Here is a 24171-nt window from a genome sequence, read left to right on the forward strand (position 1 = left end):
CCCCGATCTTTTCCCTGCGCCTGAAGAAGGCGCGGGGCTAGCACCAAGGAGTACGACATGGCACGCGTCAAGCGCGCAGTGAACGCGGCGAAGAAGCGCCGCGTAACCCTCGAGCGGGCCTCCGGCTACCGCGGTCAGCGTTCGCGCCTGTACCGCAAGGCCAAGGAGCAGGTCACCCACTCGCTGGTCTACAGCTACAACGACCGTCGCAAGAAGAAGGGCGACTTCCGCAAGCTGTGGATCCAGCGCATCAACGCCGCGGCGCGCGCCGAGGGCATGACCTACAACCGCTTCATCCAGGGCCTCAACCTGGCTGGCGTCGAGGTCGACCGCAAGATCCTCGCTGACCTGGCCGTCAACGACGCCGCCACGTTCTCGGCGCTGGTCGCCCAGGCGAAGGCTGCCCTTCCGGCCGACGTCAACGCTCCGGCCTCTGCCTGAGCCACTGTCGCCTGTCGACGACTGAGCATCTGACGTGGCGAGCTTCCCGACTCCCCTGACCGCTGGAAACAGCCGGGTCAAGGAGGCGCGGAAGCTCGCCCGTCGCTCATTTCGGGCCGAGCAGCGGCTCTTCCTCGCCGATGGCCCGAAGGCCGTCGAGGGCGCCCTGTCGATCCCGGCTTGCGTCGTCGAGGTCTTCGCGACGCCCGCCGCCGCCGAGCAGTACGCCGGGTTGCTGGGCGACGCGGCCGTCACCCTCGTCGACGACCGCGCACTCGCGTCGCTCTCCGACTCGGTGACGCCAGCCGGGCTGGTGGCTGTGGGCCGCTTCCTCGATCGCCCCCTCGCCGACGTGCTCGCGGGCGCTCGCCTGGTGGTCATCGCCGCCGACGTGCGCGACCCCGGCAACGCCGGCACCGTGATCCGCTGCGCGGACGCGGCTGGTGCGGACGCCGTCATCCTCGCCGGTGACGCCGTCGACCTCTACAACCCGAAGACGATCCGGGCCTCGGTCGGATCGGTCTTCCACCTCCCGATCGCGCTCGAGCGCGACCCGCTGGCGGCGGTGCGGGCCGCGCAGGCCGCGGGGCTCGGCGTACTGGCTGCGGACATGGACGGACGCGACCTCTTCGCGGCCGACGACCTGCTGGCGAAGCCGACGGCCTGGCTGATGGGCAACGAGGCGTGGGGACTGCCCGACGCCCTCCGCGACGCCGCCGACGAGGTCGTGAGCATCCCGATCTACGGCAAGGCCGAGAGCCTCAACCTCGCGACCGCGACCGCGGTCTGCCTCTACGCGTCGGCGCGCGCCCACCGCTGATCATCGCCATCCTCGGGTGGGCCCCTGTTTCGGTCCGAGTCGGTCCCGGCTGTCGGTGCTCTCTGCCACGCTGATCCCCATGACCAGCGAGTCCCTCACTCCGGCGCACGGCACAGCCGATCCGCGCCGCTGGCAGGCCCTTGGTGTCCTCGGCCTGATCCAGTTCATGCTCATCCTCGACGTCACCGTGGTGAACGTCGCCCTGCCCCAGATCAAGATCGACCTCTCCATGTCGGAGTCCAGCCTGGCGTGGGTGGTGGAGGCCTACGTCCTCGCGGCCGGCGGCCTGCTGCTCCTCGGTGGAAGGCTGGCCGACCTGCTCGGCCGCCGCGTGACCTTCCTCGTCGGCGTCGCGCTCTTCGGCGTCGCGTCGGCGACGTGCGGCTTCGCCCAGACCGGCCTGATGATGGACGTGAGCCGCTTCGTGCAGGGCATGGGCGAGGCGCTCGCGGCGCCCGCCTCGCTCGGCATCATCGCGGTGCTCTTCACCGATCCGCGCGAGCGGATCAAGGCGCTCGGCATCTTCGGCGGCCTGGCCGGCCTCGGCGGCACGTCGGGCACGGTCATCTCCGGCTTCATCACCCACGTCGACTGGCGCTGGATCTTCTTCATCAACATCCCGGTCGCGGTCGCTGCGCTCGTCCTCGTCCCGCGGCTGGTCTCCGAGAGCAGGTCGCCCAACCCCCACCGCCCCGACTTCCTCGGCGCCATCACCGGCACCGCGGGCCTGCTGTCGCTGGTCTACGGCCTGCTGCGCGCGGCCGACCACGACTGGACGGAGGCGGGCGTCCTCGCGGCGCTGCTCCTCGGCGCGGTGCTGATCGGGCTCATGGTCCTGATCGAGGCCAGCTCGAGCGATCCGCTCATCCCGCTGTCGTTCTTCCGCAACCGCACGCGCGTGGTGACCAACATCGTCACGCTCTTCTTCTCGACTGCCTTCTTCTCCTACTTCTTCCTGCTCACGCTCGTCGAGCAGCAGATCCTGGGGTGGAGCTCGATCAAGTGCGGCCTGTCCTACCTGCCCTTCGGCCTCTGCATCGGCGCGGGCATCGGCATCGGCACGGGTCTGATGCCGAAGGTCGGGGTCAAGGCCCTCCTCGCCGCCGGCTTCGCGATCGACGCCGTCGGCATGGGCCTGGCCACCCTCATCGGCACTGGCGACTCCTACGTCGCCCACATCCTCCCGGGCATGGTCCTGCTTGCCTTCGGCTCCGGGCTCAGCTTCCCGGCCATCGGCAACGCCTCGCTCCACCAGGTGACCGCCGAGGACTCCTCGCTGGCCTCGGGCGTCCAGCAGGCGATCCAGCAGATCGGCGGCGCGCTCGGCCTCGCCACGCTCGCCAGCATCGCGGTGAAGCACGCCGCGAAGAACGTCTCCGCCCTGGGCGTGCCCGACCTCGCCGGTGGCGCGGTCATCGCCTACTGGGTGGGCGCGGTGTCGCTCGCCATCGGCGGCGTCCTCGTCCTCGTCTTCATGGAGTACGTCGACCCGGTGCCGAAGATGCCCGGCGTCGAGATCGCGCCCGAGCCCGAGCCGGCCTGACCGGCACCGCACATGGCCGCGCCCACCCTTCCGGGTGGGCGCGGCCGTTGTCGTTGCCGCCGGGTCAGCTGGCCGCCGTGACGGTGCCCTTCGGCACGCGGTCGACCAGCTCGCCGGGACTCAGCTGGGTGGCCCGCCGCGAGGCCCGGACGAAGGTGGACACCCTGGCGTCGATCGCGTCCTGCCGTGCGTCGTCGGAGGTGAAGTCCTCGTCGGGCATCTCGAAGGAGATGTTGCTCCAGAAGAGCTCGGTGCCGGCGCGGCGCACGACGACGGCGCCCATCTCCTCGAAGCCGAGCCGCACCCCGTCGCCGTCCACCGCCTGGCAGCGGTCCCACTCCGGCGCCCTGCCCGCGCACAGGTCGCCAGGTGGCGCCTTGCGCAGGGTGAGCGTCGGCGCGAAGCCCGTGCCGTAGGCGAGCGTCACGCTGTGGTCGGCGTTGACGACGAAGGAGCGCGGCCCGTGGCCGGCGTACGACGGAGCGAAGAGGGCGGGAGCCGACGCGTCGCGGAGTGCGGCGACGAGCCGCTCGTCCCGGTCGGAGGAGCAGGCGGCGAGGGTGGAGGCGGCCAGCGCGACGCCGGCCGCCCCGACGGTGAGGCGTCGGGTCATGGCTCAGTGCACCACGTAGCCGTCACCGCGGGGGACCAGTGCGAACTCCCACTGGAAGATCCCGCCGTAGGCGCCGGCCTCGATCCGGCCGTGCTGGCTGGGCCAGCCGTCGAACTCGCAGGTGCCCCGGTCGAGGTAGCGCTGGATCCGCGGCGGGACCGGGGTCGCGGCGGGCCAGACGCGCGCGTCGATGTCGGTGACGGTCCACGAGGGTCGGCACATCGCGGAGCGGTCGCCGTTGCCGATCAGTCGCAGCAGACGGGTGCCGTGGTCGACGACGACCAGCGAGTCCCAGAGAGGGTCGCTCCGGAGGTGGATCGTCTTCAGGTGGCCCGTGCCCTTCAACCACAGGAGGGACTTCCGCGCACCCGCGGCGAGCAGGTAGTCCTCGCCACCGGATCCGCCCTCGTGGGCGGGGTGCGCGAGCGACGCGCGGGTCCACTGCCGGCCGTCGTCGCTGGCGAGGACGAGGGCCACCGGTGCGTACTGCTCGACGCTCGGGCGCCAGGCCAGGTCCTCGGGATAGCAGTAGACGACGGCCATCGCAGATCCGGTCGTGGTCGAGCTGCTCCGCGCCCACCGGCAGAGGTGCCCTGCGGGGGCGGTGGCCACCGTGCGCGGCGACGACCACGTCTCCGAGCCCGCGGGCCGCAGCTGGACGACGACGTGGCGGAGGTCGGGGGAGCCGAGCAGCGCCCTTCCGCCGCCGACGTCGATGTCCATCGGTGCGATCGTCGAGCGGCCCTGGGTGTCCCGGTAGGCGATCGGCCGCACCTCCGGGACGTCTGCCCGCCACGCACCGTCGTGACGGACGAAGACGAGGCGGTCGACCGAGGAGTCGACGTACACACCGACGCGGTCGGGGTCGCCGGGCTCCAGCTCCGGTGCGTAGGCGCGACACCTCGCGTCGGGGAAGCCCGGGCCTGTGGCGACCCGGGAGAAGGCGACGGTGGCGCGTGGCGCGGCGTACAGGTCGTAGTGGCAGAGGTCGCCGGCGCGCCGGGCACCGGTGGCGAGCCAGGAGCCGTCCGGCAGCGTCTGGATCGCCATCTCGGCCGGCAGCCCGGTGATGCTGTGCGTGCGGAAGCGGCCGTCCTCCCAGAAGGCGACGCTGTGGTCGCTCATGCCGAAGTCGACCAGCGAGCCGTCGTCGGCGACGTGGGCGGAGGAGAGGCCCTCGGGGTGCTGCGCGGCCGAGCACGTGTGGTCGCGACAGACGACGATGACGCTGCGGCGGGGGGAGTAGTCGTCGTCGAGCTTCTCCTGCTCCCAGAAGTCCGCGCTGATAGCCGCGGTCCCCTCGCGCTCGCGCAGGCGGAGGTCGTGGGTCCACAGCGGCTCGTCGGCCACCTTCTGCGGGGTGGACCAGCCATCACCGTCTCCCCACTGCACGGTCAGGTCGTGGCCGGTCAGGCTGCCGACGGCGAGCCGTTCGCCGCCGGGGAGGTGGGCGACGTGCGCCTTCTCGAACGCGTAGTGCGCCAGGTCCTGGTCGTACGCCGGCCCGCCGTCGTCGCACGCGACCAGCGGGGTCACGAGCAGGCCGGCGACGGCGAGGGTCCGGCTGAGCATCCGCATGCGGTCTAGATTGCACCCGTGACCCCCGTTTCGGCTGCCGACGCCCTCGACGTCCTGCCCGATGGCGTCGTGATCGCCGACGGCACGGGCCAGGTGCTCCTGGTCAACGCCGTGGCGGCGTGCATGCTCGGCGTCGATGCCGCCGCCTCCGTGGGCTGCGAGCTCGCCGAGGTGCTCCGCCTGCAGGACACCGAAGGCTGCACGTGGGTCGGCAGCAACACGCCGTACGCCGGACTCCGCAGCCGCACCGGCGTCCCCGAGCAGTCCTGGCTGCTGCCCGACGGCACCGAGGTGCTCGTGGCGGCGCGGATCCACCGGGTGGCAGGGGAGATCGACACCGTGGCGATCACGCTCCGTTCCGGCCGCGGACGGGCGCGGCTGGACCGCGAGCGGTCCGACCTCGTCGCCACGGTCGCGCACGAGCTCCGCAGCCCGCTGACGGGCGTGAAGGGGTTCGTGCAGGCCCTGCTGAGCCGGTGGGACCACCTCAACGACGACCAGAAGAAGCTGATGCTCACCACGGTGCACAGCGACTCCGACCGGCTCAGCCGGCTGATCGCCGAGCTGCTCGACGTGGCGCGCATCGACACCGGGCGGCTCCAGCTGTACGCGCGGCCCTCCGACGTCTCGACGCTGGCGGCGCGCGTGGTCGACTCGGTCTCGCAGAGCACGGCCCGCAACCTGGTGCTCGACCTCGAGCGTGGACTGCCGCTGGTGCAGGCCGACCCCGACAAGTTCGTCCAGGTGCTCACCAACCTCGTCGAGAACGCCGTCCGGCACGGTGATGGCACGGTGCTCGTCACGGCCCGCGCGGCGACCGGTGCTGACGACCGCCCTGCGGTCGCGATCACCGTCGAGGACGAGGGGGCGGGCATTCCGGAGGAGATCCGGCGGCGCGTCTTCACGAAGTTCTGGAAGCACGGCGCGAGCGGTGGGTCCGGGCTCGGGATGTACCTCGTCAACGGGCTGGTCCGTGCCCACGGCGGGCAGGTTGAGATCGGCGATGCGGCCACGGGCGGGGCGCGCGTCTCCGTGGTCTGGCCCGCGGCGGAGTGAGCCCCCGGCGTTCCCTAGACTGGCCCGCGGTGGCCGACGGCCGGGGCTCGGTGGGCGAACCCCCGGGTTCGGTGGTCGAGCCTGTCGAGGCCACCTCCTGAGCAGAGTGAAAGGCAGTCATGTCGGGCCCGAACACCGAGTACGACCCCGTCGAGGTCACGCCCCTGCAGGCCGCAGAGGTCGAGGCGATGCGCGACGCCGCGATCGCCGCGATCGGCGCCGCGAAGGACCTCGAGGAGCTCAAGCAGGTCCGCCTCGAGCACGCGGGTGACCGCTCACCGCTGGCGCTCGCCAACCGCGAGATCGGCGCGCTGCCGCCGCAGGCCCGCAAGGAGGCCGGCGCCCGCGTCGGCCAGGCCCGTGGCGCGGTCAACAAGGCCCTCGCCGAGCGCACCACCGTGCTCGAGGCCGAGCACGAGGAGCGGATGCTCGTCGAGGAGACGGTCGACGTCACGCTGCCGACCGACCGCCGCGCGCCCGGCACCCGCCACCCGATCACCACGCTCTCCGAGCGGATCGCCGACGTCTTCGTCGCGATGGGCTGGGAGGTTGCCGAGGGGCCGCAGGTCGAGGCCGAGTGGCTCAACTTCGACGCGCTCAACCTCGGCGCCGACCACCCGGCCCGCACCATGCAGGACACCTTCTGGCTGCAGCCCGCCGACGCCGCGCTCGTGCTCCGCACGCACACGTCGCCGGTGCAGGCGCGCACGATGCTGACCCGCCAGCCCCCGATCTACGTGGTCTGCCCCGGTCGCGTCTACCGCACCGACGAGATCGACGCGACGCACTCGCCGGTCTTCCACCAGGTCGAGGGTCTCGTCATCGACAAGGGCATCACGATGGCCCACCTCAAGGGCGCGCTCGACCACTTTGCTGCCGCCATGTTCGGCGAGGGCATCTCGACGCGCTTCCGGCCGTCGTACTTCCCCTTCACCGAGCCGTCGGCCGAGGTCGACCTCGTCTGCTTCGTCTGCCGCAACGGCGAGGTCGGCGACCCGGCCGAGTGCCGCACGTGCCGCGGCGAGGGCTGGATCGAGTGGGGCGGCTGCGGTGTGGTCAACCCCAAGGTCCTCGTCGCCTGCGGTGTCGACCCCGAGGTCTACACCGGCTTCGCATTCGGCATGGGCATCGACCGCACGCTGATGTTCCGTCACAACGTCGAGGACCTGCGCGATGTCTTTGAAGGAGACGTCCGCTTCGCTGCGCCCTTTGGAGTCGAGATCTGATGAAGGCCCCCGTTTCCTGGATCAAGGAGTACGTCGCCCTCCCGGACGACCTCTCCGTCGACGCGCTCGCCGCGCGGCTCACGGCCCTGGGCCTCAAGCTCGAGGCGCTGCACACGCCGGCCGATGCCATCACCGGCCCGCTCGTCGTCGGCCGCGTGCTGACGATCGAGAAGGAGCCGCAGAAGAACGGCAAGGTCATCAACTGGTGCACCGTCGACGTCGCCGACGCCAACGGCACCGGCGAGCCGCAGGGGATCATCTGCGGAGCCCACAACTTCGTCGAGGGCGACCTCGTCGTCGTCTCCCTGCCGGGTGCGGTGCTCGCGGGCGGCTTCGCCATCTCCGAGCGCAAGACCTACGGCCACCTCTCCGCCGGCATGATCTGCTCGCGTGCCGAGCTGGGCCTCCCGGCTGACGGCGACGGCATCATCGTGCTGCCCGCCGACTCGGCCAAGCCCGGCGACGAGGCCATGCCGCTGCTCGGCATGGACGACGCGGTCATCGAGTTCGAGATCAACCCCGACCGCGCCTACGCGCTCTCGCTCCGGGGCGTGGCCCGCGAGGCCGCTCTCGGCTTCGACGTGCCGTTCGCGGACCCGGCCGAGTTCGAGCTGCCCGCGGCCAACGACGCAGGGCACCAGGTCGTCGTCGAGGACGAGGCCGGCTGCCCGGTGTTCGTCGCGCGCACCGTGACCGGCTTCGACCCCGCACGTCCCACGCCCGAGTGGATGAAGCTCCGCCTCGAGCAGTGCGGCATGCGCTCCATCTCGCTCGGCGTCGACATCTCCAACTACGTGATGCTCGAGCTGGGCCAGCCCAACCACTGCTACGACGCAGCCAAGGTCGCCGGCCCGATCCGGGTCCGTCGCGCGACCGCGGGGGAGAAGCTCACCACCCTCGACGACGTCGTCCGCAAGCTCGAGCCGGCCGACCTGGTCATCGCCGACGACAACGGAGCGATCGGCATCGCCGGCGTCATGGGCGGCGCCTCGACGGAGGTCTCCGACTCCACGACGGAGATCGTGGTCGAGGCCGCCCACTTCGACCCGGTCACGGTCTTCCGCTCGCAGAAGCGCCACAAGCTCGGCTCGGAGGCGTCCAAGCGCTTCGAGCGCGGCGTCGACCCCGAGCTGCCGCAGGCTGCGGCCGACCGCGTCGTCCAGCTCCTCGTCGAGCTCGGCGGTGCCACCGCGGGTGAGGGCGTCACCGTCGTCGGCCAGGCCCCGGAGCGTCGCGTCGTCACTGCCCCTGTCGACCTGCCTGCCCGCATCACCGGCATGCCGATCCCGGCCGAGACCACTGTCGCCCACCTGCGCGCGATCGGTGCGGACGTCACGGTGGAGGGCGACGAGCTCACGGCGGTCGTCCCGTCGTGGCGCCCCGACATCAGCCAGCCCTTCGACCTGGTCGAGGAGGTCGCGCGGATCGTCGGCTACGAGGACGTCCCCTCCGTGCTGCCGACCGCTCCGGCCGGGCGTGGCCTGACCGAGGTCCAGCGCCTGCGTCGCCGTGTGGGCCGCGTGATCGCGGGTGCGGGCTTCAACGAGGTCATCTCGTACCCCTTCACCTCCGAGGCCGACTACGACGCCCTCGCGCTGCCCGCCGACGACGCGCGCCGGCGTTCGCTGCGCATGGAGAACCCGCTGAACGCCGAGCAGCCGCTGCTCGCCACGACGCTGCTCCCGGGCGTGCTGCACACGCTGGCCCGCAACGTCGGTCGTGGCAACGCCGACGCCGCGATCTTCGAGACCGCGCTCGTCTTCCAGCCGACCGGTGACGAGAAGGCGCCGATCCTCGGCACGGACCGTCGTCCGACCGACGAGGAGTGGGCCGCCATCGAGAAGGCCGTCCCGGCCCAGCCGCAGCACCTCGCGCTCGCCCTCACCGGCGCCCGTGAGGACGACGGCTGGTGGGGCCAGGGCCGCGCTGCGGGGTGGTCCGACGCGATCGCCGCCGTGCGTGACCTCGCTGGTGCACTCGGTGTGACGCTCGACGTCGAGGCTGCGGCGGTCGCGCCGTGGCACCCCGGCCGCTGCGCCGCCGTCTCCGTCGACGGCGTCCTGCTCGGCCACGCCGGCGAGCTGCACCCGAAGGTCTGCAAGGCGTTCGGGCTCCCGGCCCGCTCCGCGGCCGCCGAGATCGACCTCGACGCCCTGCTCGAGCACGCCACGTCCCCGCAGGCACCGCGCTTCTCGTCGTACCCGGTCGCGAAGGAGGACGTCGCGCTCGTCGTCGACGCCTCCGTCCCGGCCGCGGCGGTCGAGGCCGCGCTGCGCGAGGGTGCGGGCGAGCTGCTCGAGTCGATCCGGCTCTTCGACGTGTTCACCGGCGAGCAGGTGGGCGAGGGCAAGAAGTCGCTCGCCTTCGCGCTGCGTTTCCGTGCCGCGGACCGCACGCTCGCCGAGGGCGAGTCCGGCGCTGCCCGCGACGCCGCGGTGGCCCGTGCGGCCGAGGTGACCGGCGCCGTCCAGCGCTGAGCTACAGCTGACGCTCGAGGCCGGCCAGCACGGCCTCGAGCGTCGGCTCGACCACCAGGTCGCGCACGGTCTGGGAGTCCATGAAGTCCTCCTCGGCGAGCCGGTGCAGCATCGCGACCAGCGGGTCCCAGAAGCTGTCGGGGTTGAGCAGGCCGATCGGCTTCTCGTGCAGGCCGAGCGTGCGCCAGGTCCAGACCTCGAAGAGCTCCTCGAGGGTGCCGAGACCGCCGGGCAGGACGAGAAAGGCCTCGGCCTCGACGCTCATCATCGCCTTGCGCTCGTGCATGGTGTCGACGACGTGCATCTCGACGCGCTCCTCGTGGAGCCGGGCCCACTCACGCTCGACCATGAAGCGCGGGATCACGCCGTAGACCCGGCCGCCGTGGTCGAGCACGCCCTGGGAGACGCGCCCCATCAGGCCGCCACTGCCTCCGCCGTACACGAGCTCGATGTCGCGCTGGGCGAGCCCGCGGCCCACGTCGTACGCCATCTCGGCGTACGCCGGGTCGGAGCCGTCACGGGAGCCGAGGAAGAGCGCGAGTCGTCGGAGCATGCCCCAAACCTAGGCACGCCCTGATCCGCTAGCGTCGGCGCCATGCCGCTGTACGAGTTCGAGGGCAAGCGCCCCACCGTCCACCCCGACGCCTTCATCGCCCCGACCGCCGTGCTGATCGGCGACGTGACGGTCGAGAAGGGCGCGAGCGTCTGGTACGGCGCGGTCCTGCGCGCCGACATCTGCTCGATCGTGGTGCGCGAGGGCGCCAACATCCAGGACAACTCGGTCGTCCACGGTGGCCCCGACGTGACCGTCGAGATCTGCAAGCACGCCGCGGTCGCGCACAGCGTCGTCTTCCACGGCGACTACCTGGGGGAGAAGTCGCTGGTCGGCAACGGCAGCGTCGTCCTCGACAACGCACGGATCGGGGCGGGCACGATGGTCGCGGCGGGCTCCGTCGTCTCGGCCAACAAGGAGATCCCCGAGGGCGTGCTCGCGCTCGGCGCCCCGTGCGAGGTGAAGAAGCCGATCGCCGGCACGGCGGCGGAGTTCTGGGTCGAGGTCAACGGTGCGTACTACGCCGAGCTGGCCGAGCGTCACGCCAAGGGCGTCACCCTCGTCGAGGACTGAAACCCAGTGCACATGTTCATGCAGAGGGATGTATAGTCATGCATATGAGCAAGGTCAGGATCGCCGTTGCCGGAGCGAGCGGATACGCGGGCGGTGAGGTGCTGCGCCTGCTGCTCGGCCGCGACGACGTCGAGATCGGCGCGCTGACCGGCGGCTCCAACGCGGGGGAGAAGCTGGGTGTGCTCCAGCCGCACCTCGTGCCGCTGGCCGACCGGGTGCTCGAGCCGACCACCGCCGAGACCCTCGCCGGTCACGACGTGGTCTTCCTCGGCCTGCCCCACGGCCAGTCCGCGGCGATCGCCGAGCAGCTCGGCGACGACGTGGTGGTCATCGACTGCGGCGCCGACTTCCGGCTCACCGACAGCGCCGAGTGGGAGAGGTTCTACGGCGGCAGCCACGCCGGCTCGTGGCCGTACGGCCTCCCCGAGCTGCCCGGCCAGCGGGGCGAGCTCGCCGGTGCGAAGCGCATCGCGGTCCCGGGCTGCTACCCGACGGTCTCCACGCTGACGCTGGCTCCGGCTGTCCAGGCCGGCCTGGTCACGCCCGACGTGGTCGTCGTGGCCGCGTCCGGCACCTCCGGTGCGGGCAAGTCGCTCAAGGCAAACCTCCTCGGCTCCGAGGTGATGGGCAACGTCTCGGCGTACGGCGTCGGCGGCGTGCACCGGCACACCCCGGAGATCACGCAGAACCTCTCGCTGCTGACCGATGACGAGATCACGGTCAGCTTCACCCCGCTGCTCGTCCCGATGCCGCGCGGCATCCTCGCGACGTGCTCGGCGCCCATCACGGCCGGCGTCACCGCCCAGCAGGCGTACGACGCCTACGCGGCGTTCTACGCCGACGAGCCGTTCGTCACCGTGCTGCCGCAGGGCGTGTGGCCGCAGACCAAGAGCGTGCTCGGCTCCAACTCCGTGCACGTGCAGGTGACCGTCGACGAGACCGCCGGGCGCCTGGTCGCCGTCGGCGCCGTCGACAACCTGGCCAAGGGCACCGCCGGCGCCGCCGTGCAGTGCATGAACCTCGCGCTGGGCCTCCCCGAGGGCACCGGCCTCACCACGATCGGACTCGCACCATGAGCACTGAAGACATCACCAACGACGTGCTCGACCTCGACGCCGTCACGGAGGCCGTCCCCGCCTGGACGACGCACCAGCTGACCCTTGCGTCGTACCCCGAGAAGCTGGCGATCGTGAAGCTCGCCGCCGGCGCCGAGATCCCGCAGTGGGCGGAGTCGAGCTCGCTCTTCAGCGTGACCGCGACCGCCACCGAGACCAGCCTGATCTGCGCCGGCCGGTCGGTCCCGACCAAGACGCCGAGCATCAAGCCGCTGATCGCCTACCGGGTGGTCAGCGAGGTCGAGGAGGGCGCGGTCGGCATCCTCGCCGCCCTGCTGGTTCCGCTCGCCGACATCGGGGTGCCGGCGTACACGTTCTCCACCTACGAGACCGACTGGGTGATGGTCCGGGTGAGCGACTCCGACAAGGCCGCGGAGGAGTGGCGACGACGAGGGCACACCGTTGCCGCCGCCGTCCCGATCACCCCCCAGAAGACCCAGAAGAAGGGTCCGAAGGCTCCCCAGAAGGGCCCCAAGAAGTGAGCATCACCCACCCCGCCGGCTTCGTCGCCTCCGGCGTCCACGCCGGCCTCAAGTCCAACGGCAACCTCGACCTCGCCCTCGTCGTCAACCAGGGCCCGCGCTTCGACTCCGCCTCCGTCTTCACCGCCAACCGCTGCAAGGCCAACCCGGTGCTGTGGTCGCAGGAGGTCGTCAAGGACGGCGTCGTCAAGGCGGTCGTCCTCAACTCCGGCGGCGCCAACTGCTACACCGGCCCCGAGGGCTTCCAGACCACCCACGCGGTCGCGGAGAAGGTCGCCGAGAAGGCCGGCATCGGCGCGATCGACGTCGTCGTCTGCTCGACCGGCCTGATCGGCCTGGCCAACGACCGGCAGAGCCTGCTCGACGGCGTGGAGGCGGCCCACGCGGCGCTCTCCGCCGACGGTGGCGAGCTCGCCGCGCAGGCGATCATGACCACCGACTCGGTCAACAAGCAGTGCGTCGTGCAGCGCGACGGCTGGAGCATCGGAGCGATGGCGAAGGGCGCGGGCATGCTCGCTCCGGCGCTCGCCACGATGCTGGTCGTCATCACGACCGACGCGATCGTGCCCGCCGACGAGCTCGATGCCGCGCTGCGGGCGAGCACCCGGATCAGCTTCGACCGCCTCGACTCCGACGGCTGCATGTCGACCAACGACACGGTGACCGTGCTCGCGAGCGGCGCCTCCGGCGTACAGCCGGGTGCGGAGGAGTTCACCGCCGCGCTGCAGGAGGCGTGCGTCTCGCTCGCGAAGCAGCTCCTGGCCGACGCCGAGGGCGCCGACCACGAGATCTCCATCGAGGTCCTGCACGCCGCCACCGAGGACGACGCGGTCGAGGTCGGCCGCTCCGTCGCGCGGTCCAACCTCTTCAAGGCCGCCGTCTTCGGCAAGGACCCCAACTGGGGCCGGGTGCTGGCCAGCGTCGGCACCACCCAGGCAGCGTTCGACCCGGCCGACCTCGACGTCGCGATCAACGGCGTCTGGGTCTGCAAGCAGTCCACGCCCGCCGAGGACCCGGCCACCATCGACCTCGAGCCGCGCAAGGTCACCGTCACCATCGACCTCAAGTCCGGTGACGCCACCGCCACGGTGTGGACCAACGACCTGACCCACGCCTACGTCCACGAGAACAGCGCGTACTCCTCATGAGCGACCTCCACGCCAGTCACAAGCCCTCCCTCACCGCGGAGCAGAACGCCCACGTCCTCGCGGGCGCGCTGCCGTGGCTGAAGCGCTACCACGGCAAGATCATCGTGGTGAAGTACGGCGGCAACGCCATGACCGACGACGCCCTCAAGGTCGCCTTCGCCGAGGACATCGCGTTCCTCCGGCTCGCCGGCTTCAAGCCGGTCGTCGTGCACGGCGGCGGCCCGCAGATCTCGAGCATGCTCGACCGGCTCGGCATCGAGTCGGAGTTCCGCGGCGGCCTCCGGGTGACCACCCCCGAGGCGATGGACGTCGTGCGCATGGTGCTCGTCGGCCAGGTGCAGCGCGAGCTCGTCGGCCTGCTCAACCAGCACGGCCCGCTCGCGGTCGGCCTCTCGGGCGAGGACGCCGGCCTCTTCACCGCCACGCCGACCAACACGATCGTCGACGGCGAGGAGGTCGACCTCGGCCTCGTCGGCGAGGTCGCGAAGGTGCGTCCCGAGTCCGTACTCGACCTGGTCGAGGCCGGCCGGATCCCGGTGATCTCGAGCGTCGCGCCTGACGAGTTCGGCACCGTCCACAACGTCAACGCCGACACCGCAGCAGCTGCCCTCGCGGCGGCGCTGGGGGCCGAGAAGCTCCTCGTCCTCACCGACGTCGAGGGCCTCTACCGCGACTGGCCGCACAGCGACGACGTCATCGGCGAGATCAGCCCCGAGGCGCTCGCGGAGATGATCCCGAGCCTTGCCTCCGGCATGGTCCCGAAGATGCAGGCCTGCCTCAACGCGGTGCAGGCAGGCGTCCCGCGGGCGACGGTCGTCGACGGCCGCACGCCCCACGCGGTGCTCCTCGAGATCTTCACCGACGCCGGTGTTGGGACCCAGGTGCTGCCGGGCGTCGAGACCAAGCTGCGGCAGGCGAAGGTCCCCGCCAGCGACAAGTCCGCGAAGGAGGCGTGATGACCAGCCAGAACGAGTGGACCCAGCGCTACACCGGCGCCGTCATGAACACCTTCGGCACCCCCAAGCTGGTCCTCGTCAAGGGCGAGGGCGCGCACGTCTGGGACGCCGACGGCAAGGAGTACGTCGACCTGCTCGGCGGCATCGCCGTCAACGCGCTCGGCCACGCCCACCCGGCGCTGGTCGCCGCGGTGACCGAGCAGCTGCAGACCCTCGGCCACATCTCGAACTTCTTCGCCAGCGCCCCGCAGGTGGAGCTCGCCGAGCGGCTCGACGCGATGGTCGGCGGCCCGGAGGGGGAGACCCGCGTCTTCTTCACCAACTCCGGCGCCGAGGCCAACGAGGCGGCATTCAAGCTGACCCGGCGCACCGGCCGCACGCACCTCGTCGCGACCGAGGGTGCCTTCCACGGCCGGACGATGGGCGCGCTCGCGCTGACCGCCAAGGAGGCCTACCGGACGCCGTTCGAGCCGCTCCCGGGCGACGTCACCTTCGTGCCGTACGGCGACGCCGAGGCGCTCGCCGCGGCCGTCACCGACGAGACCGCGGCGGTCATCCTGGAGCCCGTGCAGGGCGAGGCCGGCGTGGTCATCCCACCCGCCGACTACCTCGCGCAGGCGCGCCACATCACGACCGCCCACGGTGCGCTGCTCTGGCTCGACGAGATCCAGACCGGCATCGGCCGCACGGGCAGCTGGCTCGCCTTCCAGAACGAGGAGCTCGCCGACCCGCTGCCGGTGGTGCCCGACATCGTGACCCTCGCCAAGGGCCTGGCTGGCGGCATCCCGATCGGCGCTTGCGTGGCGACCGGTGCGGCCGCGTCGCTGCTGCAGCCGGGCAACCACGGGTCGACGTTCGCGGGCAATCCGGTCGCGGCGGCTGCTGCGCTGGCCGTGCTCGACACGATCGAGAAGGACGGGCTCCTCGAGCACGTCCAGGCGGTCGGCGAGCGGCTCGCCGGGGGCCTGGCAGTCGAGCCCCGGATCACCGAGGTCCGTGCTGCGGGCCTGCTGATCGGCGTCGAGCTGGCGGACGGCCTCGACTCCGCCGTCGTCGTCGGCAAGGCGCTCGAGGCCGGCTTCATCGTCAACAACCCGACGCCCTCGCGGCTCCGGTTCGCGCCTCCGCTGGTGCTCACCGAGGCCGACGTCGACGCCTTCCTCGCCGCCCTGCCCGCGATCCTCGATGCTGCACAGAAGGAGGCGACCGCATGACCCGCCACTTCCTGGCCGACGACGACCTGAGTGCTGCCGAGCAGAAGCAGGTCCTCGCCCTGGCCCAGTCGCTCAAGGCGGACCCGTACGTCGCCAAGCCCCTCGAGGGCCCGCGCACCGTCGCGATGGTCTTCGACAAGCCCACCCTGCGCACGCAGGCGTCGTTCTCGGCCGGCATCGCCGAGCTCGGCGGCAACCCGATGGTCGTCGACGGCAAGCTCGCCGGCATCGGCGTGCGGGAGTCCGTCGCCGATGTCGCCCGCGTGCTCGGCCGGCAGGCGAGCCAGATCGTCTGGCGCACCGACGCGCAGGCCAAGGTCGAGGAGATGGCGCAGTACGCCGGCGTGCCGGTCGTCAACGCCCTCACCGACGACTTCCACCCCTGCCAGCTCCTCGCCGACCTGCTCACGATCATCGAGCACAAGGGTGCGACGGCGGGGCTGACCGCGACGTTCCTCGGCGACGGCGCCTGCAACATGGGCAACTCCTGGCTGCTCGCGGGCGCGCTCGCGGGCATGCACGTCCGGATCTCGAGCCCCGAGGGCTACGAGCCCGCGCAGGAGATGGTCGACCGGGCCAACAAGCTCGGTGCCGAGACCGGGGGCACCGGCCAGCTGGTCCGCGACCCGCAGGCCGCGGTCGCGGGCGCCGACATCGTCATCACAGACACCTGGGTCTCCATGGGCAAGGAGGCGGAGGCAGCCGAGCGCCTGGCCGACCTCGCGCCGTACGCCCTGACGGCGGAGCTCCTTGCCGGCGCGAAGCCCGACGCGATCGTCATGCACTGCCTCCCGGCGTACCGCGGCAAGGAGATCGCCGCCGAGGTCATCGACGGCCCGCAGAGCGTCATCTGGGACGAGGCCGAGAACCGGCGCCACGCCCAGAAGGCGATCCTCACGTTCCTGTCCGAGCACGCGACGCCGACGGCCGAGCAGGACTGACATGAACGTCCACGCGCTCAAGCCACTCACGAAGGCCGCCCGCCAGGCGCTGATCCTCGACCTGCTCGGTGGCCACGAGGTCAAGTCGCAGACGGAGCTCGCCGAGCTGCTCGGCGAGCGTGGCCTCCACGTCACCCAGGCGACGTTGAGCCGTGACCTCGACGAGCTGGGCGCGGTCAAGGTCCGGGGCGCCTCCGGTGCGCTGGTCTACGCGGTCTCCGCCGAGGCCAACCGCGCGCAGGGGGCGGGGGAGGCCGCCGCGGCCTCGCACCGCCTGGCCCGGCTCTGCGCCGAGCTGCTCATCAGCGCCGAGGCGAGCGCCAACCTCGTCGTGCTCCGCACCCCTCCGGGCGCGGCGCAGTTCCTCGCGAGCGCCATCGACCGTGCGGAGGTCCCCGATGTGCTCGGGACCATCGCGGGGGACGACACTGTGCTCGTGATCGCGCGCCCCGCCGACGGCAGCGCGCTCGCCCGACACTTCACCCACCTGGCCGACGGCCACACCGACTGATCGCAAGTAGAAGGAACACGAACTTGAGCAAGGTCCTCACCTCCCTGCCCATCGGCGAGAAGGTCGGCATCGCCTTCTCCGGAGGCCTCGACACGTCGGTGGCGGTCGCCTGGATGCGCGACAAGGGCGCGATCCCGTGCACGTACACGGCCGACATCGGCCAGCCCGACGAGCCGGACATCGCCGGCGTCCCGGTGCGCGCGAAGCAGTACGGCGCGGAGATCGCGCGCGCGGTCGACATCAAGCCGCAGCTCGTCGAGGAGGGCCTGGCCGCGCTCGCGTGCGGCGCGTTCCACATCCGCTCGGGCGCGAAGGCGTACTTCAACACCACCCCGCTGGGCCGCGCCGTCACCGGCACGATGCTGGTTCGCGCGATGCAGGCCGACGACGTCAACATCTGGGGCGACGGCTCGACGTACAAGGGCAACGACATCGAGCGGTTCTACCGCTACGGCCTGCTGGCCAACCCCGAGCTCCGCATCTACAAGCCGTGGCTCGACAACGACTTCGTCACCGAGCTCGGTGGCCGCCACGAGATGTCCGAGTGGCTCGTCGCGCACAACCTGCCCTACCGCGATGCCACGGAGAAGGCGTACTCCACCGACGCCAACATCTGGGGCGCGACGCACGAGGCGAAGATCCTCGAGCACCTCGACGTCTCCTTCGAGGTCGTCGAGCCGATCATGGGTGTGAAGTTCTGGGACCCGTCGGTCCAGATCGAGTCGGAGGACGTCGCCGTCACCTTCGAGGCCGGCCGCCCGGTCGCCCTCAACGGCAAGCGCTACGACGACGCCGTCGCGCTCGTGCTCGAGGCGAACAAGATCGGTGGCCGCCACGGACTCGGCATGTCCGACCAGATCGAGAACCGCATCATCGAGGCCAAGTCGCGCGGCATCTACGAGGCGCCCGGCATGGCGCTGCTCTTCGCGGCGTACGAGCGCCTGCTCAACGCCGTGCACAACGAGGACACCCTCGCGAACTACCACAACGAGGGCCGCAAGCTCGGTCGCCTGCTCTACGAGGGCCGCTGGCTCGACCCGCAGTCGCTCATGCTCCGTGAGTCGATCCAGCGCTGGATCGCCTCGCTCGTGACCGGCACCGTCACGCTGCGCCTGCGCCGCGGCGACGACTACACGATCGTCAAGACCGAGGGCTCCAACTTCTCCTACCACCCGGAGAAGCTCTCGATGGAGCGCGTCGAGAACGCCGCCTTCGGCCCCACCGACCGCATCGGCCAGCTGACGATGCGCAACCTCGACATCGCCGACTCGCGCGCCAAGCTCGAGCTGTACGCCGGCCAGCCGCTCGACCAGGGCACCGTCCTGGTGGAGAACGGCACGCTCTTCGGGGAGCTCCCGGCCGGTGGCTTCGACCAGATCGCCGTCGCCGCGGACATCGACCAGGACGCCGAGCAGATCCAGGACGAGGTCGCCTTCGAGAGCGGCACCGACTGATGTCGGAGGCCAAGGCTGACGCCACCAACACCGGCAAGCTCTGGGGCGGCCGCTTCGCCGGCGGCCCGTCGCCGGAGCTCGACGCCCTGTCGCGCTCGACGCACTTCGACTGGCGCCTGACGCCCTACGACCTCGCGGGGTCGAAGGCGCACGCCAACGTGCTGCACGCCGCCGGCCTGCTGACCGACGCCGACCACGCCGAGCTGCTCCGCGGCCTCGACGTGCTGGGGGAGAAGTACGCCGCCGGCGAGCTGCACCCGGACCCGTCCGACGAGGACGTGCACGGTGCGCTCGAGCGGCTGCTGCTCCTCGAGGTCGGCCCCGACGTGGGCGGCCGCCTGCGCGCGGGCCGCTCCCGCAACGACCAGGTCGCCACCCTGTTCCGTGCGTTCCTGCGGGACCACGCCCGCGTGGTCGCCGACAAGGTCCTCGACCTCGTCGACGCGCTGCACGGCCAGGCCGCGCAGCACCACGGCGCGATCATGCCGGGGCGCACGCACCTCCAGCACGCGCAGCCGGTCCTGCTCAGCCACCACCTGCTTGCCCACGCGTGGCCGCTGCTCCGCGACGTCCAGCGCCTGCGCGACTGGGACGCCCGCGTGGCCGCGGAGTCGCCGTACGGCTCGGGCGCGCTCGCCGGCTCCAGCCTCGGCCTCAACCCGCAGGCCGTCGCGGCGGAGCTCGGCTTCACGGGCTCGACGCCGAACTCCATCGACGGCACCGCGAGCCGCGACTTCGTGGCGGAGTTCGCCTTCGTCTGCGCGCAGATCGGCGTCGACGTCTCCCGGATCGCCGAGGAGGTCATCCTCTGGTCGACCAAGGAGTTCGACTTCGTGAAGCTCCACGACTCCTGGTCGACGGGGTCGAGCATCATGCCGCAGAAGAAGAACCCCGACATCTCCGAGCTGGCCCGTGGCAAGGCAGGTCGCCTGATCGGCAACCTGGCCGGCCTGCTGGCCACGCTCAAGGCACTCCCGCTCGCGTACAACCGCGACCTGCAGGAGGACAAGGAGCCGGTCTTCGACTCCGTCGACACGCTCGAGGTGCTGCTGCCGGCGTTCACCGGGCAGATCGCGACGCTGACCTTCAACACCGCCCGGATGGCAGACCTCGCCCCGCAGGGCTTCTCGCTCGCGACCGACATCGCCGAGTGGCTCGTGAAGCAGGGCACGCCGTTCCGCATCGCCCACGAGGTCGCGGGGGAGTGCGTGCAGGTCTGCGAGCAGCAGGACAAGGAGCTCGCCGACCTCACCGACGAGGAGTTCGCGTCGATCAACCCGGCGCTCACCCCGCAGGTCCGCGAGGTGCTGACCGCCGAGGGCTCCGTTGCCTCGCGCGACGGCCGTGGTGGCACCGCCCCGGTCCGCGTCGCCGAGCAGCTCGACGAGTGCGCCGCGGTCGCCGCGGGGCACCGTGCCTGGCTCAGCTGACGCCGTGAACCCGCTGCGCACCGCGCTGGAGCGGCCGGTCCTCGAGGCCGCGCCGCTCCTGCTCGGTGCCGTCCTGCGGCACGACGGTGTCGGCGTCCGGATCACCGAGGTCGAGGCGTACGACGGCCCCAACGACCCCGGCTCCCACGCCTTCCGGCAGACGCCCCGCAGCTCGGTGATGTTCGGTCCCGCGGGCGTGCTCTACGTGTACTTCACCTACGGCATGCACCACTGCGCCAACGTCGTCTGCGGACCCGAGGGGCAGGGGAGTGCCGTCCTCTTCCGTGCCGGCGAGGTCGTCGAGGGCGTCGACATGGCGAAGGCCCGCCGCGGCACCTCGGTCGAGCGCGAGCTGGCCCGCGGCCCGGCGCGCCTCTGCTCCGCGCTGGGCATCCGCCTGATCCACAACCGCACCGACCTCGCCGACGGTGCGGTCACCCTCGAGCTCGGCGAGCCCGTCGACCCCGCCTCGATCAGCACGGGTCCTCGCGTGGGCCTGCGGGAGGCCGCGGACCGGCCGTGGCGCTTCTGGATCACCGGTGAGCCGACGGTCTCCACCTACCGCCCCGCCGCGCCGAAGCGAGCCCGCTGACCATGCTGCGCCGGCTGACGCTCGTGCTGCTCGCCGCGATCCTCGTCGGCGGCGTCGCGCAGGCCTGGCTCTGGCGTCTCGGCGTCGAGCCGCTCACCGCGGTCGTCAACACCCAGTTCGCCTGGGCCGTCATCCTGTACGCCGCCGGCTGGGCGGCCCCGCGTCGCACCCGCTGGGCAGCGCTCACCGGCGCTGTGACAGGCGGCCTCCTGATCGGCGGCTACTACCTCTGCCAGGCGCTCGCCGACGGCACCGGCTCGGCAACGGCCCAGTTCGCGAAGTCGCGCGGTGTCGCCTGGGTGGCCGCGACCATCGCGGTCGGCATCGTCCTGGGCGTGCTCGGCGGCTGGAGTGCACGCGCCGGCGATCGGCCGGTCCGGGCCGCGTTCGCACTGCTCACCATGGCGGCTGCCCTCGTACTCGGCCCGCTCTTGCTCGTCGGGCTGTACGGCGGTGAGGTGTCCGCGACCTCGCGGCTCGTCGTACCGGTGGCCTACGGGGTCATCGGTGTCGCGCTCGCCCTCCACGCCGTACGCCGCGTGCCCCGCCACTGCCTGGCGCGAGGAGCCGTTGCCGCGCTGGTCGCGAGCGCCGCCGGTCTCGGGGTCCTGGTCCTCCTGATGACGCGGGTTCTCTACCGCACCTTCTGAGACGCCGACCGCTGCGCGGCGGCGTGTTGCGCCGGCCTCCCGTGGCACCCGTGGGGCCCCGGCGGCCGGCGGCGACTAGGGTTGGCCCGCACCATCCACCACCGAGAAAGGCCGATCGTGGCTGTCGACCCGAACCTGCTGGACGACCTCGAGTGGCGAGGACTCCTCGCGAACTCGACCGACCTCGACGCACTGCGCGCCGAGCTCAGCGAGGGTCCGGTCAAGTTCTATGTCGGCTTCGACCCGACCGCGCCGAGCCTCCACCTGGGCAATCTGGTCCAGATCCTCACGGCCAAGCGCCTGCAGGACGCCGGCCACGTGCCGTACGCCCTCGTGGGCGGGGCCACCGGCATGATCGGCGACCCCAAGGAGTCGGGTGAGCGCACGCTCAACACCCTCGACACCGTCAAGGACTGGGTCCGCCGCGTCCAGGCGCAGATCGAGCCGTTCCTCTCCTTCGAGGGTGACAACGCCGCGACGATGGTCAACAACTACGACTGGACCGCGCCGCTCTCGACGATCGACTTCCTGCGTGACGTCGGCAAGCACTTCCCGGTCAACCGGATGCTCGCCCGCGACGTGGTGAAGTCCCGCCTCGAGCAGGGCATCTCCTTCACCGAGTTCGCCTACGTCCTGCTGCAGTCGATGGACTTCCTCGAGCTCTACCGCCAGCACGGCGTGAAGCTCCAGTTCGGCGGCTCCGACCAGTGGGGCAACCTCACCGGTGGCGTCGAGCTGATCCGCCGCGCGGCCGGTGGCAAGGCCCACGCGTTCTCCACGCCGCTCGTCACCAAGTCCGACGGCACCAAGTACGGCAAGACCGAGGGCGGCGCCCTCTGGCTCGACCCGGAGCTGATGAGTCCCTGGGCCTTCTACCAGTTCTGGCTGAACGTCGAGGACGTCAAGGTCGGCGAGCTGCTGCGCATCTTCACCTTCCTGCCGCGCGAGGAGATCGAGGAGCTCGACGCCCAGACCGCGGAGAAGCCGTTCCTGCGGGCCGGCCAGAAGGCGCTCGCCGAGCACGTGACGACGCTGGTCCACGGGCGCGGCGAGACCGAGAAGATCAAGGCGGCCGCTGCGGCCCTCTTCGGAGGCGGCGACCTGCACACGCTGTCGGTGCCCACCCTCGCTGCCGCCCTGGGCGAGGCGGGCGCGGTGAAGCTCGAGAAGCCCGGCACGATCGTCGAGCTCCTGGTGGCGGCCGGTCTCTCCAAGTCCAACGGCGAGGCCCGTCGCACGATCAGCGAGGGCGGTGCCTACCTCAACAACCAGCGCATCGAGGACCCCGAGCACGTGCCCGCCGAGTCCGACCTGATCGGTGGCGCGTGGTTGGTGCTCCGTCGCGGCAAGAAGAACCTCGCCGGTATCCAGATCGGCTGACACTCCATGACGAAGGCGCTTCACGGTCGCTGGCTCGATGACATCAGAGCCCGCGCCGAGGAGCGCCTTCCGTCGTCTGTGTGGCGCTACGTCATGGCGACCGCCGGCGAGGGCATCACGGACGCCGCGAACGCGGAGGCCTGGCGGTCGGTGAGGTTCACGCCGCGGGTCCTGCGCGACGTGCGCGAGATCGACCTCGGCGTCTCCCTGCACGGCGATGACTACCGGCTGCCGTTCGGCGTCGCACCCACCTCCCTCCAGCGCGCGGCGTACGACGACGGAGAGCTCGCCATGGCGCGGGCGACCGCGGCGACCGGCGTTCCGCACGTCGTCTCGAGCAACGCCGGTCACCGCTTCGCCGAGATCGGCGCCGCCGGTGGACCGTGGTGGCTGCAGGCCTACCTCACCGCGACGCGCGAGGACTGCCTGCCGATGCTGGAGGCTGGGGTGGCTGCGGGAGCGCGGGCGATCGTGCTGACCGTCGACACCCCCTTCCCGGGCGCGAAGCACGACGTGGCCGACGACGACTTCGCTGAGGTGGACCTCTCCTGGCACCGGATCAACTACGCCGGGCTCGCGCCGAGCACCCAGCGCGGTGCGTGGGCAGCCGACCTCGCTCCCTCCGACATCACGTGGCTGGGGGAGCGGACCGGCCTCCCGGTGGTCGTGAAGGGAGTGCTCCACCCAGACGACGCGGACGCCTGTGTCGACGCGGGAGCCAGCGCGGTGTGGGTGAGCAACCACGGTGGGCGTCAGCTCGACCGCGCCGTCGCCACCGGGGAGGTGCTTGCGCATGTCGCCGAGCGCGTCGCCGGCCGCGTTCCCGTGTATGTCGACGGTGGTGTGCGCGGCGGAGCTGACGTGATGGCCGGCCTGGCGCTCGGTGCGGATGCGGTCTTCCTCGGCCGCGTCCCGTTCCTCGCCCTGGCCGCCGGGGGAGAGGACCTCGTGCGCTCCGTGTTGACCACCGTTGGGGCCGAGCTGGAGGAGAACGTGCGGCTCTCCGGCGCCCGCAGCGCCGCTGAAACCCGCCCGATCAGGCGCGAAACAGGCCAAAACCGGCCCTGACCTGCGAAAACACTGAATGTGGCCGCGGTCACTCCGACCCGATTTGCAAGGTCCGGGAAACACCGTCTAATGTTTCACCTGTCGCCGGGAACGGCGGGAGGAACGGCCGAGAGGCCGGGCCGACCGGCTCCCGGCTACAGTCTTCCCGAAGACACCTCCGAGGTACGGGTTTGCCAGTCATGGCGGCCGGAAAAGCTCGCGAGTTGCTGTGCGCCAGGGGAGGCCGAATCCAAGCCCCGCAGGGGATGCAGGAAACTGCAGAACCACGGTGCGCGCTGGATCCTTGAGAACTCAACAGTGTGTCAAAAGTCGACGAATTAATTTTTACCCGTCCGACACTTTAATCCTTC

Annotated in this window: 23 protein-coding genes; 20 read left to right on the plus strand and 3 right to left on the minus strand. The window is 71.4% G+C overall.

From position 1 onward, the window contains the following. Nucleotides 1–57 precede the first annotated feature (57 nt). The 3 genes from rplT to IEX47_RS13000 all read left to right on the plus strand — a co-directional run bounded on the left by rplT (nt 58) and on the right by IEX47_RS13000 (nt 2804). On the plus strand, nt 58–441 hold the full coding sequence (rplT, locus tag IEX47_RS12990; protein ID WP_107699751.1) for a 50S ribosomal protein L20: 384 nt from the start codon (nt 58–60) through the stop codon (nt 439–441). Nucleotides 442–475: 34 nt separating this feature from the next. Beyond that, nucleotides 476–1261, plus strand: coding sequence for a TrmH family RNA methyltransferase (locus IEX47_RS12995; RefSeq protein WP_188784420.1), 786 nt, complete (start codon nt 476–478; stop codon nt 1259–1261). A 79-nt stretch (nt 1262–1340) separates the two neighbouring features. After that, nucleotides 1341–2804, plus strand: a complete 1464-nt coding sequence (locus tag IEX47_RS13000) for an MFS transporter (RefSeq protein WP_188784421.1) — start codon at nt 1341–1343, stop codon at nt 2802–2804. A 64-nt stretch (nt 2805–2868) separates the two neighbouring features. Here IEX47_RS13000 and IEX47_RS13005 read toward each other — a convergent pair whose 3' ends face one another. Then, a complete protein-coding gene (locus tag IEX47_RS13005) occupies nt 2869–3417 on the minus strand; it encodes a hypothetical protein (protein ID WP_188784422.1) in 549 nt (182 codons plus the stop codon). Between the two features lie 3 nt (nt 3418–3420). Continuing rightward, complete coding sequence (locus tag IEX47_RS13010; RefSeq protein ID WP_188784423.1) at nt 3421–4995, minus strand: hypothetical protein; 1575 nt, start codon at nt 4993–4995, stop codon at nt 3421–3423. A gap of 18 nt (nt 4996–5013) precedes the next feature. Between IEX47_RS13010 and IEX47_RS13015 the strand changes: the two genes are divergently transcribed. From IEX47_RS13015 to pheT, 3 genes are all read left to right on the plus strand, one after another. Next, nucleotides 5014–6051, plus strand: a complete 1038-nt coding sequence (locus IEX47_RS13015; RefSeq protein ID WP_229662855.1) for a sensor histidine kinase — start codon at nt 5014–5016, stop codon at nt 6049–6051. Nucleotides 6052–6170: 119 nt separating this feature from the next. Beyond that, complete coding sequence (gene pheS, locus IEX47_RS13020; protein ID WP_188784424.1) at nt 6171–7277, plus strand: phenylalanine--tRNA ligase subunit alpha; 1107 nt, start codon at nt 6171–6173, stop codon at nt 7275–7277. Then, nucleotides 7277–9754 (plus strand): phenylalanine--tRNA ligase subunit beta, encoded by a 2478-nt coding sequence (pheT, locus tag IEX47_RS13025; protein WP_188784425.1) that lies wholly within the window; start codon nt 7277–7279, stop codon nt 9752–9754. Before pheS ends, pheT begins: the two co-directional genes overlap by 1 nt. A 1-nt stretch (nt 9755) precedes the next feature. Here the strand turns inward: pheT and IEX47_RS13030 are convergent, their stop codons facing one another. Continuing rightward, on the minus strand, nt 9756–10307 hold the full coding sequence (locus IEX47_RS13030) for an LOG family protein (protein ID WP_188784426.1): 552 nt from the start codon (nt 10305–10307) through the stop codon (nt 9756–9758). 42 nt (nt 10308–10349) lie between these two features. Between IEX47_RS13030 and IEX47_RS13035 the strand changes: the two genes are divergently transcribed. The 14 genes from IEX47_RS13035 (at nt 10350) to IEX47_RS13100 (ending at nt 23821) form a co-directional block, all read left to right on the plus strand. Continuing rightward, complete coding sequence (locus IEX47_RS13035) at nt 10350–10880, plus strand: gamma carbonic anhydrase family protein (protein ID WP_188784427.1); 531 nt, start codon at nt 10350–10352, stop codon at nt 10878–10880. A gap of 38 nt (nt 10881–10918) precedes the next feature. Then, the gene (gene argC / locus IEX47_RS13040; RefSeq protein WP_188784428.1) at nt 10919–11956 is read left to right on the plus strand and encodes an N-acetyl-gamma-glutamyl-phosphate reductase; all 1038 of its coding nucleotides are present in this window, start codon (nt 10919–10921) and stop codon (nt 11954–11956) included. After that, on the plus strand, nt 11953–12477 hold the full coding sequence (locus IEX47_RS13045; protein WP_188784429.1) for an ACT domain-containing protein: 525 nt from the start codon (nt 11953–11955) through the stop codon (nt 12475–12477). The genes argC and IEX47_RS13045 overlap by 4 nt, the downstream gene beginning before the upstream one ends. After that, nucleotides 12474–13625, plus strand: a complete 1152-nt coding sequence (argJ, locus tag IEX47_RS13050; protein ID WP_188784430.1) for a bifunctional glutamate N-acetyltransferase/amino-acid acetyltransferase ArgJ — start codon at nt 12474–12476, stop codon at nt 13623–13625. The genes IEX47_RS13045 and argJ overlap by 4 nt, the downstream gene beginning before the upstream one ends. Next, nucleotides 13622–14581 (plus strand): acetylglutamate kinase, encoded by a 960-nt coding sequence (gene argB, locus IEX47_RS13055; protein ID WP_188784431.1) that lies wholly within the window; start codon nt 13622–13624, stop codon nt 14579–14581. The genes argJ and argB overlap by 4 nt, the downstream gene beginning before the upstream one ends. Then, entirely contained in the window at nt 14581–15795 is a 1215-nt protein-coding gene (locus tag IEX47_RS13060) for an acetylornithine transaminase (RefSeq protein WP_188784432.1), read from the plus strand. The genes argB and IEX47_RS13060 overlap by 1 nt, the downstream gene beginning before the upstream one ends. Next, the gene (gene argF, locus IEX47_RS13065) at nt 15792–16736 is read left to right on the plus strand and encodes an ornithine carbamoyltransferase (protein WP_188784433.1); all 945 of its coding nucleotides are present in this window, start codon (nt 15792–15794) and stop codon (nt 16734–16736) included. Before IEX47_RS13060 ends, argF begins: the two co-directional genes overlap by 4 nt. 1 nt (nt 16737) lies before the next feature. Further along, a complete protein-coding gene (locus IEX47_RS13070; RefSeq protein WP_188784434.1) occupies nt 16738–17247 on the plus strand; it encodes an arginine repressor in 510 nt (169 codons plus the stop codon). A gap of 23 nt (nt 17248–17270) precedes the next feature. Then, on the plus strand, nt 17271–18701 hold the full coding sequence (argG, locus tag IEX47_RS13075) for an argininosuccinate synthase (protein ID WP_188784435.1): 1431 nt from the start codon (nt 17271–17273) through the stop codon (nt 18699–18701). Beyond that, nucleotides 18701–20131 (plus strand): argininosuccinate lyase, encoded by a 1431-nt coding sequence (gene argH / locus IEX47_RS13080; RefSeq protein WP_188784436.1) that lies wholly within the window; start codon nt 18701–18703, stop codon nt 20129–20131. Before argG ends, argH begins: the two co-directional genes overlap by 1 nt. 4 nt (nt 20132–20135) lie before the next feature. After that, entirely contained in the window at nt 20136–20723 is a 588-nt protein-coding gene (locus tag IEX47_RS13085) for a DNA-3-methyladenine glycosylase (RefSeq protein WP_229662856.1), read from the plus strand. Between the two features lie 2 nt (nt 20724–20725). Further along, nucleotides 20726–21373: a DUF6518 family protein gene (locus tag IEX47_RS13090; protein ID WP_188784437.1), complete on the plus strand. Its 648-nt coding sequence runs from the start codon at nt 20726–20728 to the stop codon at nt 21371–21373. Between the two features lie 117 nt (nt 21374–21490). Further along, a complete protein-coding gene (gene tyrS, locus IEX47_RS13095) occupies nt 21491–22753 on the plus strand; it encodes a tyrosine--tRNA ligase (RefSeq protein ID WP_188784438.1) in 1263 nt (420 codons plus the stop codon). 6 nt (nt 22754–22759) lie between these two features. Beyond that, on the plus strand, nt 22760–23821 hold the full coding sequence (locus IEX47_RS13100; protein ID WP_188784439.1) for an alpha-hydroxy acid oxidase: 1062 nt from the start codon (nt 22760–22762) through the stop codon (nt 23819–23821). Nucleotides 23822–24171 lie beyond the last annotated feature (350 nt).

This window comes from Nocardioides phosphati, assembly GCF_014646375.1.
Lineage (GTDB): Bacteria > Actinomycetota > Actinomycetes > Propionibacteriales > Nocardioidaceae > Nocardioides > Nocardioides phosphati.

What these genes read in the sequence shown, in the direction of transcription:
- pheS (WP_188784424.1), top strand. Translation starts at nt 6,171, where the DNA reads ATGTCGGGCCCGAACACCGAGTACGACCCCGTCGAGGTCACGCCCCTG.
- argB (WP_188784431.1), top strand. Translation starts at nt 13,622, where the DNA reads ATGAGCGACCTCCACGCCAGTCACAAGCCCTCCCTCACCGCGGAGCAG.
- IEX47_RS13090 (WP_188784437.1), top strand. Translation starts at nt 20,726, where the DNA reads ATGCTGCGCCGGCTGACGCTCGTGCTGCTCGCCGCGATCCTCGTCGGC.
- argH (WP_188784436.1), top strand. Translation starts at nt 18,701, where the DNA reads ATGTCGGAGGCCAAGGCTGACGCCACCAACACCGGCAAGCTCTGGGGC.
- IEX47_RS13010 (WP_188784423.1), bottom strand. Translation starts at nt 4,995, where the DNA reads ATGCGGATGCTCAGCCGGACCCTCGCCGTCGCCGGCCTGCTCGTGACC.
- rplT (WP_107699751.1), top strand. Translation starts at nt 58, where the DNA reads ATGGCACGCGTCAAGCGCGCAGTGAACGCGGCGAAGAAGCGCCGCGTA.
- pheT (WP_188784425.1), top strand. Translation starts at nt 7,277, where the DNA reads ATGAAGGCCCCCGTTTCCTGGATCAAGGAGTACGTCGCCCTCCCGGAC.
- argC (WP_188784428.1), top strand. Translation starts at nt 10,919, where the DNA reads ATGCATATGAGCAAGGTCAGGATCGCCGTTGCCGGAGCGAGCGGATAC.
- IEX47_RS13030 (WP_188784426.1), bottom strand. Translation starts at nt 10,307, where the DNA reads ATGCTCCGACGACTCGCGCTCTTCCTCGGCTCCCGTGACGGCTCCGAC.
- IEX47_RS13045 (WP_188784429.1), top strand. Translation starts at nt 11,953, where the DNA reads ATGAGCACTGAAGACATCACCAACGACGTGCTCGACCTCGACGCCGTC.
- IEX47_RS13035 (WP_188784427.1), top strand. Translation starts at nt 10,350, where the DNA reads ATGCCGCTGTACGAGTTCGAGGGCAAGCGCCCCACCGTCCACCCCGAC.
- IEX47_RS13060 (WP_188784432.1), top strand. Translation starts at nt 14,581, where the DNA reads ATGACCAGCCAGAACGAGTGGACCCAGCGCTACACCGGCGCCGTCATG.
- IEX47_RS13100 (WP_188784439.1), top strand. Translation starts at nt 22,760, where the DNA reads ATGACGAAGGCGCTTCACGGTCGCTGGCTCGATGACATCAGAGCCCGC.
- argF (WP_188784433.1), top strand. Translation starts at nt 15,792, where the DNA reads ATGACCCGCCACTTCCTGGCCGACGACGACCTGAGTGCTGCCGAGCAG.
- IEX47_RS13000 (WP_188784421.1), top strand. Translation starts at nt 1,341, where the DNA reads ATGACCAGCGAGTCCCTCACTCCGGCGCACGGCACAGCCGATCCGCGC.
- IEX47_RS13070 (WP_188784434.1), top strand. Translation starts at nt 16,738, where the DNA reads ATGAACGTCCACGCGCTCAAGCCACTCACGAAGGCCGCCCGCCAGGCG.
- IEX47_RS13005 (WP_188784422.1), bottom strand. Translation starts at nt 3,417, where the DNA reads ATGACCCGACGCCTCACCGTCGGGGCGGCCGGCGTCGCGCTGGCCGCC.